At 71.9% G+C, this 14,913-nt stretch carries 13 protein-coding genes; 6 read left to right on the top strand and 7 right to left on the bottom strand.

All coding sequences use genetic code 11. The features are described 5' to 3' along the window. Positions 1-210: 210 nt before the first annotated feature. Entirely contained in the window at positions 211-951 is a 741-nt protein-coding gene (locus Bra3105_RS13655) for a GAP family protein (protein WP_228357266.1), read from the bottom strand. Positions 952-1,054: 103 nt separating this feature from the next. Between Bra3105_RS13655 and Bra3105_RS13650 the strand changes: the two genes are divergently transcribed. Next, complete coding sequence (locus tag Bra3105_RS13650) at positions 1,055-2,335, top strand: sensor histidine kinase (RefSeq protein ID WP_228357265.1); 1,281 nt, start codon at positions 1,055-1,057, stop codon at positions 2,333-2,335. Further along, on the top strand, positions 2,335-3,045 hold the full coding sequence (locus Bra3105_RS13645) for a response regulator (protein WP_228357264.1): 711 nt from the start codon (positions 2,335-2,337) through the stop codon (positions 3,043-3,045). The genes Bra3105_RS13650 and Bra3105_RS13645 overlap by 1 nt, the downstream gene beginning before the upstream one ends. A 17-nt stretch (positions 3,046-3,062) precedes the next feature. Here Bra3105_RS13645 and Bra3105_RS13640 read toward each other — a convergent pair whose 3' ends face one another. Further along, a complete protein-coding gene (locus tag Bra3105_RS13640; RefSeq protein WP_228357263.1) occupies positions 3,063-4,112 on the bottom strand; it encodes a hypothetical protein in 1,050 nt (349 codons plus the stop codon). A gap of 211 nt (positions 4,113-4,323) precedes the next feature. Between Bra3105_RS13640 and Bra3105_RS13635 the strand changes: the two genes are divergently transcribed. From Bra3105_RS13635 to Bra3105_RS13620, 4 genes are read left to right on the top strand one after another with little or no spacing between them, the layout of a single operon-like run. Beyond that, entirely contained in the window at positions 4,324-6,036 is a 1,713-nt protein-coding gene (locus Bra3105_RS13635) for an ABC1 kinase family protein (protein ID WP_228357262.1), read from the top strand. Continuing rightward, the gene (locus tag Bra3105_RS13630; protein ID WP_228357261.1) at positions 6,033-7,214 is read left to right on the top strand and encodes a MarP family serine protease; all 1,182 of its coding nucleotides are present in this window, start codon (positions 6,033-6,035) and stop codon (positions 7,212-7,214) included. The genes Bra3105_RS13635 and Bra3105_RS13630 overlap by 4 nt, the downstream gene beginning before the upstream one ends. Beyond that, on the top strand, positions 7,211-8,125 hold the full coding sequence (locus Bra3105_RS13625) for a phosphotransferase family protein (protein ID WP_228357260.1): 915 nt from the start codon (positions 7,211-7,213) through the stop codon (positions 8,123-8,125). Before Bra3105_RS13630 ends, Bra3105_RS13625 begins: the two co-directional genes overlap by 4 nt. A 45-nt stretch (positions 8,126-8,170) precedes the next feature. Next, positions 8,171-9,277, top strand: a complete 1,107-nt coding sequence (locus tag Bra3105_RS13620) for an enolase C-terminal domain-like protein (protein ID WP_228357259.1) — start codon at positions 8,171-8,173, stop codon at positions 9,275-9,277. 45 nt (positions 9,278-9,322) lie between these two features. Here Bra3105_RS13620 and Bra3105_RS13615 read toward each other — a convergent pair whose 3' ends face one another. The 5 genes from Bra3105_RS13615 to Bra3105_RS13595 form a co-directional block, all read right to left on the bottom strand. Continuing rightward, positions 9,323-10,357, bottom strand: a complete 1,035-nt coding sequence (locus Bra3105_RS13615; RefSeq protein WP_228357258.1) for a putative FMN-dependent luciferase-like monooxygenase — start codon at positions 10,355-10,357, stop codon at positions 9,323-9,325. A gap of 68 nt (positions 10,358-10,425) precedes the next feature. Beyond that, on the bottom strand, positions 10,426-11,772 hold the full coding sequence (locus Bra3105_RS13610) for a sulfatase family protein (protein WP_228357257.1): 1,347 nt from the start codon (positions 11,770-11,772) through the stop codon (positions 10,426-10,428). Positions 11,773-11,774: 2 nt separating this feature from the next. Then, complete coding sequence (locus Bra3105_RS13605; RefSeq protein ID WP_228357256.1) at positions 11,775-12,674, bottom strand: carbohydrate ABC transporter permease; 900 nt, start codon at positions 12,672-12,674, stop codon at positions 11,775-11,777. Further along, positions 12,671-13,576, bottom strand: coding sequence for a carbohydrate ABC transporter permease (locus Bra3105_RS13600; protein WP_228357255.1), 906 nt, complete (start codon positions 13,574-13,576; stop codon positions 12,671-12,673). The genes Bra3105_RS13605 and Bra3105_RS13600 overlap by 4 nt, the downstream gene beginning before the upstream one ends. A gap of 5 nt (positions 13,577-13,581) precedes the next feature. Next, positions 13,582-14,832 (bottom strand): ABC transporter substrate-binding protein, encoded by a 1,251-nt coding sequence (locus Bra3105_RS13595; RefSeq protein WP_228357254.1) that lies wholly within the window; start codon positions 14,830-14,832, stop codon positions 13,582-13,584. Between the last annotated feature and the right edge of the window lie 81 nt (positions 14,833-14,913).

Here is a 14,913-nt window from a genome sequence, read left to right as displayed (position 1 = left end):
GTGCGGCGTGGCACGAGCGGTCTCATGGGTACTCCTCTTCCTTGCGAAGTCGAGGCCCACATTAGCGCTCGGCGACTATTTGTGGGGCGCCGCACAGAGCCCGGAGTTGCGCATCGGTGGGGCGCAGAGCTTCCGCAGGTCCGCGACCTCGTGATCGTTCACGGCGGGGTGGCATGATTCACACCCGCGGAAGGTCCTCACCGCACCGCTTCACCCGATGCCGAGCACGTCCAGCACCGTTCCCAGGTTCCGCAGCAGGAGGATCACGCCGACGATCCCGACCACCCATGAAAGGGTTTCGGCGGCGCTGCGGATCGCCCAGTCGCGCAGGCGCTGGAGCAGACGATCGGCGCGGGCGCCGGCGAGCGCGCGCACGCCCGCGAGCACGAGGCCGGGCAGGATCATCACGGCGCAGTAGCCGACCAGCACGAGCGCGCCGCGCGCGAAGCCGAGTCCCATCTGCCCGATGATCCCCATCGCCGCGAGGTACGGGAGCATCGACGCGGCTTCGATGACACCGGCGAGGAGGGCGAGGCCGACGAGGGCCCGCGGTTTCCCGGCCGCCGACCTCACCCGCTCCGACCAGCGGCGCGCGGAGGCCTCGGGGTCCCCGCCGCGCTTGCGGATCGACTTCGGATCGAGACGGAAGGACCAGGCGAGCAGCCCGGCGCCGATCGCTGGCAGGGCGACGGCGGCCGCCGGAGTCTCCAGGAGGCCCTGGGCGGACTGCATGAGCGGCAGCAGCCCGGCCAGCAGGACCAGACCGAGCACGAGGTAGAAGAACCCGATGACCAGGAGGTACAGCACGGTGCGGCCGGCCACGCGACGCGCGCCGCCCTGCCCGAGGACGAGCAGCATCGCGGGAATCACGAGGGTCCCCACGGACGTCGAGTCGACGAGGGCGAGCACCACCAGTCCGAGCGGTCCCGCGGCGTGGGTCAGAGCGTCCATGGGTTCCAGGCTTCCGGTCCCGCGGGACCGGTGCGTCATCCCTTGGTGCTGGACGCCTCGATCACCGGTGCCGACCCTCGACGCGCCGTCTAGCCTCGTGGGCATGGAATCCGGTCCCGAGCGCGCGCCGTGGTCACCGCGCCGCGATGTGCTCGTCGCGGCGCTCTACGTGGTCGTCGTGGTGATGCTCGGCGGCATCGGCGGCCTCGGGATCGGCGCCCAGGGTCTGCTGGCGCAGGGGCCGCTGTGGACGAACGGTGCGTCGATCGCGCTGCTCGTGCCCGCGGCGCTCGCGACGGCGCTGCGGCACCGGGCGCCGGCGGTGACCCTGGTCGTGACCGGCACCCTCTCCTGCGCGGAGGTGCTGGGCGGTTCCACGATCGGCGGCTACGTGCTGCTCTTCGAGGCGCTGTGGTCGCCGGTGGCCTACGGGTCCCGGCGCCTGGCGCGCGTGACGAGCGGCGCCGGGGCCGCGATCTCGATCGCGATGGTCGCCGTGACCTCCACCTGGCCGCAGCCGGGCCCGTCGATCATCGTGGGGCTGCTGCTGATCGTCGTGGTCGTCGGCACTCCCCTCGCCTGGGGCTGGGAGGTGCGGCACCTGCATCTGGCGCGGGCGACGGCGGAGCGCCTCGCCTCGGCCGAGCAGGAGCTCGCCGCCGAGCGGGCGGAGCGGGCGGTGGAGACCGAGCGGCGCCGCCTGGCCCAGGACCTGCACGACGTGCTGTCCGGGCACCTCAGCGCCGTCGCGCTGCACGCGGGGCTCGCCGCGCAGCTGCCCTCGGCGGACGCGCGCGAGCGCTCGCTCGCCACCACCCGGGACTCGGCGCAGGCGGCGCTGCGGGATCTGCGCTCGGTGATCACGATGCTCACCGACGAGAGCGCGGTCGAACCTGAAGTGACGCTCAGCTGGGACGCGCTCGCGGCGCGGCTCGACGCGGGCGCGCACACAGCGGTCAGTGACGTCAAGAACCGTGGGGCCGACGGGGCCGACGGGGCCGACGGGGCCGACGGCGGCAGTCTCGTGCAGGTCGACCCGGCGGTCGAGGATCCGGCGCGCGTGGATCCGACGCTGCGGGCGGCGCTGCTGCGGATCGGCGCGGAGGCCGTCGCGAACGCCCTCGCCCACGGCCGGGCGCCGCGCCGGCTGCATGTCGTCGCGGACGCCCACGCCGTCCACCTGGTCTGCACCAACGCGTTCGTCCCCGGCCATGTCCGCGCCGACGACTCCCCCGGGCTCGGCCTCACGACGATGCGCTCGCGCGCCCTCGCCGTCGGCGGATCCCTCAACGCCGGACCCGACGCCACCGACCCGAGGACCTGGCGCGTCGAGGTCCGGGTCCCGATACGGGACCACTCCCCGCTCACGACGGAGGTCTCCTGATGTCCGACGCCCCCACCTCACCCCTCGCCCACGAGGAGCCGGAGACCCCGATCCGCGTGCTCGTGGCCGACGACCACCCGGCGGTGCGCGCGGGGCTCGTCGCCCTGCTGGAGGCCGATCCGAGCACCGAGGTCGTCGCCCAGGCGGACGACGGCGACGCCGCCGTGCGGCATGCACGGGCCCAGCGCCCTGACGTGGCGCTGACCGATGTGCGCATGCCCGGGGCGACCGGCATCGAGATCACTCCGGCACTGCGCGGGACCGGCGCCCGGGTGCTCGTCATCTCCGCCTTCGACCTCGACTCCTATGTGCTGGGCGCGCTCGCCGCAGGGGCCGACGGATACCTCGTGAAGACGGAGGAGCCCCGGAGGATTCTGGAGGCCGTACACGCCGTGGCCAGCGGTGACGCCATCCTCTCTCCCGCTGCGCTGCGCGCGGTGGTCGCCGCGCTGCGCAGCGTGACACCCCGGGACGCTCCCGCTCGCGACGAGCCGGCCCCGACGCCGGGCCCACCACCCGGGGTCGAGCTCACGCGACGGGAGGGCGAGGTGCTGCGGCTGCTCGCCGACGGGATGTCGAACCAGCAGATCGCGAGGGAGCTCGTGGTCGAGGTGACCACCGTGAAGACTCACATCACGCACGTGCTCAGCAAGCTGCAGGTCGAGTCCCGCGTGCAGGCCGCGCTGTGGTGGCAGCGGCATCGGGGGTGACCGCGTCCTGCTGAGACTCACTGCCCGGTGCCGGCCCCCGCCCCGCTCCCGGTGCCGGAGCCGCTGCCGGAGCCGCTGCCGGACCCCGATCCGGATCCGGATCCGCCGGAGTTCCCCGACCCTGCCGACCCGTCACCGCTCCCGGTGCCCGAACCGTCACCCGACGAGCCGTCACCGGGCCCGGAGCCCCCACCGCTGCCCGTGCCCGAGTCGCTGTCCGAGTCGCCGTTCGAGGAGCCCCCTCCGAAGGGGCTCCATCCCTTCGAGTCACCCGAGTCAGTGTCGGTGCTGTCACCGTCGGTCGAATCACCAGTCGTCGAGGAGTCGTCGTCGCTCGTGGATCCGTCGGTCGTGGAGGAGTCGTCTCCCGAGGAGGACGAGTCATCGCGCGAGGAGACGTGCGCGGTGCCGGTGACGCTGCGCTGGATCTGCCCGGTGCCGGGCGAGAGCTCCGCGCCCATGACACGCTGGATGCCGAACACCGCGACGATGCCGATCACGCCGATCGCCACAGCCATGCCGATGACCTTCAGCAGTCGTGAGCGCGGGGCCGATCCGGCTGCGACGCCCGAGGCCGCTCCCTCCTCGGCTCCGCCGGCGACGGCGGACCCGGCCGGCGGCGTGCGGGAGGACGACTTCGCGCCGGAGCGCGGGTCGCCGGGTCGGATGCCGCTGCGCTGCACCTCGCGCAGCTTTCGACGACTGGTGTTGACGGAGTCGGTGTAGAAAGCGAGGACCGCGGCGGAGACCACGGACGTGAGCGCCGCACCCAGCACGGTGCCGGCCACGCCCAGCTGACCGCCGACCACCGAGGCCGCGGCCGCCGCGGCACCGCTGCCGATGAGTCCCGAGGGCGAGAGCTTCTTGATCTGCGACTCGCCCCCCTGATCGCCGCCGGAGCCGTTGTGCGCACCATGTCCGGATCGTGCGCCCAGGGGAGGATCCCCGGCTCCGAGGCCTGTCTCCGAGCGCGTGGAGGAGATGTGCGCGGGCGCGCCCGGCGCGCGGTGGGGAACGCCCTGGCCATCCCCCGGGGACTGCGCAGGGTCATGCGTCGTGGGTGTCATGCGGGGATTGTCGCGCCGCTCCGTCCGCGTTCGCGACGACCACCCTCACAGTTTCCTGAGGACGCCGGAGAAATGGCGGTGACCAGCGCGTTCCGTGGCACATGAAGCGCCTCACAGACGCTCTGCGAGTGATGCTCCGCGCGCGGGCCCACTAGCATCGACGGTTCCAGGTCGTCGACCCCGCCGATCACGTTCGATCCAGGAGACAGAGATGGCGCCCTCGCATTCCGTCGCCCGCTACCGCGAGATCGCCGAGATCCTCGTGAGCAATGGTCTGGCAGCGCTCGCCGGGCAGACGGGCCTGCTCGGCCACGTCCCCGAGAGTCTGCGGCGCCGTGCGGGAGGGCCGGACGCCGCGGACGGCGGCGGCGCGCCGGGCCCCGTGCCAGGTCCCGTGAGGCTGCGCCAAGCACTCGAGCAGCTCGGGCCCACGTTCATGAAGCTCGGCCAGATGCTGGCCACGAGGGACGACCTCCTGCCGGCCGCGTACACCGAGGAGCTCACACGGCTGCAGGACCACACACCGCCCGCACCGTACGAGCAGATCGCCCAGGTCGTGCGCGAAGAGCTGGGCATGGACCCGCTGGAGGCGTTCGAGATGTTCGAGGAGGCGCCGCTCGCGACGGCGTCCATCGGGCAGGCGCACCGCGCACGGACGCTCGACGGCACGGAGGTCGTCGTCAAGGTCCGCAAACCCGGCGTGGAGGACATCGTCGCTGAGGACCTCGGCATCCTCCGGCACCTGGCGGGGATCGCCGACCGCGAGTGGGAGACGGCGCGTGACGTGGACGTCGAGGGCCTGGCCTCTGCCTTCGACCGCAGCATGCGCCGCGAGCTCGACTACCGCGCCGAGGCGGCGAACGCGCAGCGGTTCGCCGCGGACCTCGCCGAGGACCCGGTGGTGCGGATCCCGCGGGTCTTCACCGCGCTGAGCACTTCCCGAGTGCTCACGGAGGAGTTCGCTGCCGGCATGCGGATCACGGACCGCGAGGCTCTCGATGCGGCGGGCGTGGACAGACCGGCGCTCGCTCGCGCCGCAACCCGCTCCATCGTGAAGATGGTCCTGGTCGACGGGTTCTTCCATGCTGATCCGCATCCCGGCAACATGTTCGTCCGGGAGGACGGCTGCATCTGGCTCATCGACTTCGGGATGGTGGGCGAGCTCAGTCGCCCGGTGCGCGAGGACATCGTGCGCCTCACCTTCTCGCTGGCCCGCCCCGACTCCGACGGCGTCGCGGCGTCCCTGCTCCGACTCGCACCTCCGCAGGGTCCGCACGACGCTCGCCGGTTCGATCAGGACGTGCAGGCTCTCCTGGACACTCTCGAGGGGCACGCCCTCGCCGACATCTCCCTCTCGGCCTTCTTCGAGAAGCTGACCACCCTGCTCCGCCGGCACCGGCTGCAGCTGCCGGCGGATGTGTCCACTCTGCTGAGGATGCTCGTGCTCACCGAGTCCAGCGCTGTGCTCCTGGACCCCACGTTCCATATCAGCGCTGTCCTCGAGGAGGTCCTGCCCGTCGCCCTGGCGCAGATCTGGGGTCCGCAGGCATTGCTCACACGTCTCGGTGAGAGCGGGATGCAGGCGCTGCGCCTGGGCGAAGAAGCGCCCGCGAGGGTGCGCCGCATGCTCGACGGCTACGAGTCGAGGGGCGTCGCCGTGCACATCGATCCCGACGACCTGGAACCGCTGGTCGAGCGGATCGAGGCGACAGGGGATCGCATCGTCGCGGGCGTCACCATGGGTGCGATGCTCGTGGGCGTGGGCCGCGTGGCGGCCGCAGGCGTCGAGCGCTCCCACCGGGGACTGCGGGATCCGCTGATGCTCGCCGCCGGAGGCGCGACCCTGGTGCTGGGCGCATATCTCGCAGCAGGCGCCGGCCCGGCGCGCTCGCTCGCGCGGATGGTCACCCGGAGAGCGCGATGACGTGGATCGTGGACGTGGTCGCCGTGATCATCCTGCTGGGCGCTCTCGGCGCGGGCCTGCGTTCGGGCTTCGCGGCGACTCTCGGCGCCCTGCTGGGACTCGCGGCCGGCGCCGCGGCCGCGGTCTGGGCGCTCCCCCACGTCTCCGCGGCGGTCGATCCCCCGTGGCGCACGGTCGCCGTGCTCGGCGCCCTGTTCCTGCTGCTCGTGGTCGGCTGCGGCATCGGCTCGAGCATCGGCGGACTGATCCGTCGGGGCGCCGACCGCATCCACCTGCGCGTCCTCGAACGACTCCTCGGCGGAGTGCTCGGGCTCGTACTGGGCCTGGTCGTGGTGATGTTCGGCGGGGCCGGGCTGGTCTCGGCGGGCATCCCGGGCGTCTCCAGCACGGTCGCGTCCTCGCGGGTCCTGCAGCAGATCGACCGTGCCACACCGGAGCCCGTCGACGACGCCCTCGCCCAGCTGCGCGCGGAGGTCGTCGGCGCCCTGCCCATGCCCACCATCGTGAGCCCGCCCGAGGGACTGGGCGAGGCCGACGTCCCGACGTCGGCCCCCGTCGACCTCGACCAGGCGGACCTCACGCAGGCCGCGCAGTCCGTCGCGCGCGTCTCCGGGCCGACGAACGGCTGCGGCACCATCTCCACCGGATCCGGCTTCGTGGTCGCGCCCGATCGCATCGTCACCAACGCCCACGTGGTCGCCGGCGTGGACCATCCGATGGTCGAGCTGCCCGGCGAGAGCGCCCGCGAGGGCCGCGTGGTCCACTTCGATGTCGAGAACGACCTGGCGGTGATCGCGGCCGACGTCGACGCGGAGCCCCTGAAGCTCGTGGACGCGCTGGACGACGGCGCCTCGGCCGTGATCCAGGGGTATCCGCACGGCGGGCCGTTCCGCTCGGAGCCTGCGACCGTGCGCGCCTCGGGCAGCGCCGAGGTGCACGACGCGCACGGCGAGGGCAGCGTGCGCCGTGACATCTACGTGCTCGACGCGGAGGTCGAGCCCGGCAACTCGGGCGGTCCTCTGCTGGACTCCGACGGCGGCGTCGCCGGTGTGGTCTTCGCGCGCGGCGAGTCCGATGACGACGTCGCCTACGCCATGACCAACGCCGAGCTGCTGCCCGTGATCGCGCAGCTCGACAGCGAGACGGAGACCGTGTCGACGGGGGCGTGCACCGCGTGAGCGCTGGGGGCGCTGGGGGCGCCGAGGGCGATCTCGACCCGGGCCTGCGCCGCTGGCTCGAGCCGCTGGTCGGCGGGGTCGCGCTCGTGCGTCCCCTGGTCGGCGGGATCACCGGCCAGATGCTCCAGCTGCGGCCGGCCTCCGGCGGCGAGGACCTGGTGGTCCGCCGCTGGCGCAGCAGCGGCCCGGAGGAGCAGGATCTGGTGCGGCGCGAGGTGACCGGGCTCGAGGCGCTGACCGACTCGGGGCTTCCCATCCCCCGACTGCTCGCCGCGGATCCCGACGGCAGCGGGTCGGGTCTGCCCTCGACCGTGACCTCGTTCCTCCCGGGCCGCGTGGAGCTCGATCCGCCGGATCTGCGGAAGTGGGTGCGGCGGCTCGCGAAGATGCTCGTGCAGATCCACGCCGTGCCCCCGCCGTCGCTCGAGACCTGCGAGTACATGCCCTACGCGCAGCACCCGTGGCTCGTCGCGCTCGGCGACGCCGGTCTCGCCCGCGACGCGCACGAGCTCGCCTCCCGCGCCCCGGACCCGTCGGCCGCAGTGCTCTCCCACGGCGACTTCCAGCACTTCAACGTGCTGTGGGAGGGGGCGGACCGGCCACGGATCCGCGCCGTCGTCGACTGGCCGACGGCGGGCCTCGCCGACCGCGGTCTGGACGTGGGCCACTGCCGGCTGAACCTCGCCGTGCTCTTCTCGGCCGACGCCGCCATGTGGTTCCTCGACGACTACGAGCAGGCCGCCGGTGTGCACGTCGACCCGGCGACCGACGTCGCGCAGCTGCTGGGCTTCAGCCTCCAGTGGCCCGAGTTCATCCCGATCCAGGTCGCGGGGCGCCGTGCCGTGGACGGACCTGGAATGGCGCCACGGGTGCGGGAGACGATCAGGCGGACGCTCGATCGGGCAGGGTGAGATCGAGGGCCCCGCCGTCCGCCGACCCCCTCCGATGGGAACCCCATGGTCACCGCCGACCCCACGCTCCGCTCCGTCGAGTTCCACCGCCTCGAGACCCGCTACCCCCGCACCATCGGCCGCAATGCGCGCCTCGGCGAGCACGGGGACGGACCGTGGGCCGACGTCGTGGTGCTGCGCACGGACGACGGCCGCACGGGATGGGGCCTGCTCGAAGACCCTCCGGGCGACGTCGACGCCCTGATCGGCCGCCGCCTCTCCGACCTCATCGACCCCGCGAGCGGCGTGCGCGATCCCCGGGGCCACTGGGCGGACGTCGCCCTGCACGACCTCCTCGGCGTCGTCCTCGACCAGCCGGTCCATGCCCTGCTGGGCGGGCGCGGGACCGTCGACGTCCCGGTGTACGACGGCGCCCTGTACTTCGACGACCTCGACCCGCAGGACTCCCCGCGCGGCATCGCGCGGATCCTCGAGGAGTGCCGGGCGGACGCCCCGCTCGGCTACCGCGACGTGAAGCTCAAGATCGGACGCGGCAACCGCTGGATGCCGCGCGCCGAGGGGGACGCCAGGGACGTCGCCGTGACACGGGCCGTGCGCGAGGCGATGCCCGGGGCGCGGCTGCTCGTGGACGCCAACGACGGCTACGACCTGCCCGGGTTCCTGCGCTATCTCGACGCGGTGGCCGACGTCGGCCTGCACTGGGTCGAGGAGCCCTTCCTCGACGACGCCGACGATCTCGCGCAGCTGCGCGCCTGGCTCGACGCGCACTCCCCCGCCACCCTGATCGCCGAGGGCGAGACCACCCCGGAGGTGCCGGCGCTGCTGCCGATCGCCGCCGCGGGCAGCATCGACGTGCTGCTCATGGACGTGATCTCCTTCGGCCTCACGCCCTGGCGCCGGCTCATGCCCGAGATCGAGGCCGCAGGGACCCTGGCCTCACCGCACGCGTGGGGCCAGCCGCTGAAGACCCGGTGCGCGGCGCACCTCGCCGCGGGCTGCGGGAACGTCGAGCTCGTCGAGGGCGTGCCCGGCACGGTGCGGGGCGTCGAGGATGCGCTGCTGCGGCCCGTCGACGGGGTGCTGCACCTCGACGACGCGCCCGGCTTCGGCGTCCCGCTGCCGGACGCGGAGCACCTGCTCCCTCACGACTGATCCCGTGGCGCCGGTCCCCGGGGGGCGTGGACGACGGCGACGGGATCAGGTCCCTGCGCGCAGGGACGCGGCCGCCTCCGGTCCCGTGGCGAGACCGAGGCGCGGGGCGACCTCCGTGGCCAGCAGCTCGAGGCTGCGCAGGGTCATCTCGTGAGGCGCGGCGATCGAGTGCACCTGGAACGAGACGTCGGTGGCCGCGGGCAGCGTCTCGTCGGCCGCGAGGGTCTCGCAGACCTCTTCGACGGTCCCCACGTGGGTGTCGGTGACGGCCACGAGCTCCTCGATGCTCGCCCCGGCGGCATCGAATCCGTTCTGGCCCGCGGCGAGCGCGCGCAGCCCGGGCTCCGCGAGGGCGAGGGCGCGGTCGCGATCCTCGGGGTCCACGACGAGCGCGGTGCGCGAGGCGAGGACCCGCGGCGTCGCTCCGTCGGGGAGTGCGCTGCGGTAGGCCTCGATGATGGGCAGCTGAATCTCGTGGAGCGGCTGGTCGAGGGCGTCCTCGGGGCGCACCTGGGTGCGCGAGAGCATCAGCCCGTCGCCGGCCTCGCCGGCGCGTCGGCCGCCGTCGGCGGAGAACGTCGCCTGCCAGATGCGCCCGCCGAGGTCACCGGCCGGCGGGTAGATCCGGGACTCGGTGCCGCGGACGCCGCGACCGGCGAGGGCTTCTCTCAGCACGCCCAGGTGGTCGGCGAAGATCTCCCGGCGTCGTGCGGGGTCGCGGCCGAAGGCGGGGAACGAGGACGGCGTACCGCCGGCGGCGATCCCGAGCTGCACCCGCCCGCCGCTCAGGGCATCGAGCACGGAGGCGTCCTCCGCCGCACGCAGAGGGTCGTCGATCGGGAGGGTGAGCACCCCGGTGGCCAGCGCGATGTCGCTCGTGCGCTGGGCCGCGGCGGCGAGCAGCACGAACGGCGAGGGCAGACCGCCCTCGTGCTCGCCGAAGTGGTGCTGGGCGACCCACGCGGAGGCGAAGCCGAGCTCGTCGGCCCGGGTGATCTGCTCGATCGCGAAGCGGTAGCGGTCAGCTGGGCTCGCCTCCTCGAGGAGTCGGGTGAACAGTCCCAGGCGGGGTCGGTTCATGGTGCGGGGTCTCCTTTGGGACGGGCCGGGGCGGGTCCCCCGAGCATCTCACCCGCGGCGTCTCGCCCTCACCGGCTCCGAGCGGTGCTCTCCCACTGACCTGCCGCCTGCCGATAGCTGCTCAGCACGCGCTCGAGGTCGGCCACGATCTGCGGCGCCTGCCCGGAGATGTCCGTCCCCTCCTGCGGATCGCTCTCGAGGTCGAAGAGCGCAGCACCCACTGCAGCGGGCGGGTCCATGCCCTCTCGGGCATCGTGGACGAGCTTGTAGCGACCTCGTCGCACCGCGTACTGGCCCTGGTACTCCCACACGACGGCGCGCTCGCCGGACTCGCCCGCCGGTGGGACGCCGCCTTCGCTTCCGCCGTCTCCCCGCAGCGCATCGAGCAGGGAGACCCCGTCGACCTCGGGCAGCTCCGGCTCCTCGCCGTCCACGGCGTGCAGGAGCGTCGGCAGCAGGTCCATCATCGTGCCCACCTGGTCGTACTCGGCGCCGGAGGGGAGATGCGCGGGCCAGGAGACGATGCCTGGCACGCGGATCCCCCCTTCGAACACGGAACCCTTCGACCCGCGGAGCCCGCCGGCGGAGCCGCCCGTGTACGAGATCTCCTCACCGTCCAGCCAGTTGCGGCTCTCTCGGGAGGGCCCGTTGTCGGAGGAGAACAGCACGATCGTCTCGTCCCGGACGCCGCTGCGATCGAGGGCCGCGAGGATCTCGCCGACGGCATCATCCATCGCGGCGATCATCGCCGCGCTCTCCCGCCGACCGGGAGGCAGGTGGGCGACGCGGCGCATGTGCTCCTCGGGCGCGTGCATCGGGTAGTGCGGTGCATTGAAGGGGACGTAGCAGAAGAAGGGCGACTCGGGCGCGGTACGAGCGATGAAGTCTGCGGCGCGGTCCCCGATGACAGTGGTGAGGTACTCGCCGTTGCGCCACACCTCGTCGTCTCCGTCCCAGAGGTCGTGCACCGGGTTGTGGTCTCCCCAGTAGAAGATGTGCGAGTAGTAGTCGACGCAGCCGGCGCGGAAGCCGAAGGTCTCGTCGAACCCGAAATGGGAGGGCGCGTAGGCGGGGTCGGCCCCCAGGTGCCACTTGCCGAACAGTCCCGTCCGATACCCGCGCTCGCGCAGGTGCGAGGCGAGGGTGGGCTGGTGGGGCAGCCCGGGTGTGTGACGGGTCCCACCGAGGATGGATTCCACACCGGCGTGGGCGGGGTATCGCCCGGTCATCAGCGCGGCCCGCGAGGGCGAGCACACCGGGGAGTTCGCGTACCACTGGGGAAGCCGGACCCCGGCCGCGCAGAGGGCGTCGAGGTGCGGGGTGGGTATGTCGTCGGCCCCGAAGCAGCCGAGGTCGCCCCAGCCGAGGTCGTCGGCGAACAGGATCACGATGTTGGGGCGACTCGGCTCTGTCATCTTCACTCCTTCACGGCTCCCGCGGTCATGCCGGCGACGAGCCGACGCTGCAGCAGGGAGAACAGGACGACGGTGGGCAGGGCGGCGACCACGGAGGCGGCCATGACGACTCCCCAGTCGGTGCCGTACTCGCCGAAGAGCCCGGCGATGCCCACCTGGACGGTCTTCAGGGAGTCGCTGGTGAGGAACACCTGCGCGAACAGGAACTCGTCCCACATGGCGATGAACGTGGTGACCCCGACCGTGACGATCCCGGGCCAGACCAGCGGCGCGATCACGCGCACGATGACCGTGAGCGTCGAGGCTCCGTCGATCCTCGCCGCCTCGTCGAGCGTCTGCGGCACGGCGTTCAGGAACCCGGTCATGAGGAGCGTGGCGAGCGGGGTCGTGATCGCGACGTAGACGATGATCAGCCCGGCGAAGGAGTTCAGAAGTCGCAGCTCGGCGAAGAGGAGGTAGACCGGAGTGATCAGCACGACGAAGGGGAGCAGCTGCGTGGCGACCAGGACCAGCATCACGGCCGGCCTGCCTCGGAACGCGAATCGCGAGAGCGCGAATCCGGCGAGCGTCGCGATCGCCACCGTGATGACCGTCCCGCTGACGCACACGATGATGCTGTTGGGCAGGTAGCGCCCGAATCCCGTCTGCTCGAACAGCCGCGCGTACGAGTCCAGGCTGAGCCCCGAGAAGACGTTGCGCCAGGTGATGCCCTGCGAGATGGCCTGCACCGGGCGCAGGGAGCTGTAGAGCATCCAGATCACGGGGAAGAGGATCACCAGGAGGACCACGGCGAACGGCACGAGGAACACGAGGTCCCGCAGACGCCTGTCCTCACGTGATCGTCGTGGTGCTGCGGGCCGGCGCCGGACCTCGCTCATCCGGTCGGGAGGTGCCGCCGTCATCGGGAATCCCCCTTCGTGGAGGTGACACGCAGGTAGACCACGGCGAAGATCGCCATGATCGCGGTCATCAGCAATCCGATCGCCGCGCCCGTGCCGAGGTCGTTGTCGAAGAACGCGGCGCTGTACAGCTCGGTGGCCAGCACGGCGGTCGCATTCCCCGGGCCGCCGCCCGTGGTGAGCCAGACGTACACGAAATTGTTGAAGGTCTGGATCACGGTCACCAGCACCACGACGGTCAGCACGGGGCGCAGGTGCGGAATCGTGACGCTTCGCCAGGACGCCCAGCGCCCAGCGCCGTCCACCGCGGCGGCTTCGTGCTGCTCCGCCGGGATCGATTGCAGCCCGGCGACGAGCACCATGACCACGAACGGAAGCTCGCGCCAGACGATGATCGCGATGATCGACCACCAGACTGTGCTGGTCTGCGCCAGGAACGGGACGCCCTGATCGATGAGCCCGAGCCCGGTGAGCACCTGATTCAGCACGCCCGTGCTGCCGTCGAGTATCCAACGCCACGCTGCGATCGCGACGACCTGCGGCACCATCCACGGGATGAGGATGATCGTGCGGGAGACACCACGCAGCCGCCAGCGCCTCAGGATCGGGGACTCCAGCGCGAGGGCCAGCCCCAGCCCGATGCCGAGGCGCAGGACCACGGTCGCCGCTGTCAGCCAGAGGACGGTGTTGAGTGCGGCGTGCGGCAGGTCTCCGCTGCTCCACAGGTCGGTGAAGTTCTCGAGGCCCGCCGCTTCGGCCTCGCCCGGCGACTGGTAGGGCGTGAGGTGCTGGAAGGCGAGGACCACGTTGTAGACGGACGGGATGAGGAACAGCAGTCCGATCACGAGCAGTGCGGGAGCACTGAGCAGATACGGCTGCGCCGAGCGGAGGCGGGATGCGATCACGTCGATCACTCCTCGAGCCCGCGGGCGAGAGCGGCGAGAAGCTTGTGCGAGGCGTCCTCGGGCTCCGATTGACCGGAGTAGACGGCGGAGAACTGCTGGTTCACCTGTTCTTGGAGCGAAGCGATCGTGATCGGCGCGTCCGCGTAGCGTGCGAAGGATTCGGAGTGCGGGAGCTGTTTCGTGAACCCCCGCTCCGAGGGATCCACGTCCACGCGATCGAGAGTCGCGGCCGACGCCGGGTACTGCGGGTACAGCTCGAAGGTCTCCGGGCTCAGCAGGTGGGAGACGAATGCCCAGGCAGCTTCCGGCTCCTCGCAGTTCGCGTTGATGCCGAGCGCTCGGCCGCCGAGGTGCGTCGCGCCGTCGACGAGTCCGCACGGCATCGGGGCCGTCATCAGCTCGGCGTCGATGCTCTCGCGTGCAGCGCGGAACGCCGTCGGCGGCATGAACGTCATCGCGCAGCTGCCCTCACCGAGCGCGCCCACGATGCTCGGGTCGCCATAATCGGTGACGGCCTGCATCGCCGCCGGCGTGATGTGCTCGGTGAAGAAGGTGTTGAAGTAGGTCATCGCGTCCGCGAGCTGCTGCTCGTCGACGGCCACCTCCCACGATTCTCCGTCGGCCCGGATCAGTTGGGAGCCATGTGCCCAGAGGTAGTAGTTGATGGGGAACCACTGGGCGCTCGAGTACTGGGCGGCCGCCGGGAACACGAAGCCGCTGACATCGCCCCCGGAATCCTTGGTGATGCGCGCGGAGACCTCCGCCAGCTCCTCCCAGTCCTCGGGAGTGTCCGCCACTCCCGCCTTCTCGAGCACGTCGGGCCTGTAGACGAGAGCCATCGTGTCTGCGGTCCAGGGGATCGCCCAGGACTGGCGGTCGTACGTCGTCATGTCTGTGGCCAGGAGATCGCCCTGTCCCTCCGCAGGCGCGCTGGACATGAGCCGATCGAGCGGCCTGAGGATGCGGGGCTCCGCCATGAAGGACACATCGGTGAACGCCAGCTGAGCGATGTCAGGGCCCGAACCGGCATTGGCCTCGCGCGCGAACTGCTGCGGATTGTTCGGCGACAGCGTCTCCATGGTGACGGTGTAGTCCGGATGCTCGGCGTTCCACGCCTTGACCGCCTTCGCGAGTCCCGTCGCCTGATCCGCAGGGTCGAACTGGCGGAAGACGCGTCGCCCGTCCCCTCTCCCGCCGGCGCAGCCGGCCAACGGGAGTGCCGCCAATCCAGCGGCCAGCATCGTCCGTCGTCTCATGACCAGGTCTCCTCCTGAGGTCTCCACGTCGAGCCTCGGCGTTCGCCAGTAGACATGATCAATTTGAATAAGTCAACGGCC

It is taken from the genome of Brachybacterium halotolerans subsp. kimchii (assembly GCF_020792675.1).
Taxonomy (GTDB): Bacteria; Actinomycetota; Actinomycetes; order Actinomycetales; family Dermabacteraceae; genus Brachybacterium; species Brachybacterium halotolerans.
This window is presented reverse-complemented; position numbering and strand designations above follow the sequence as displayed.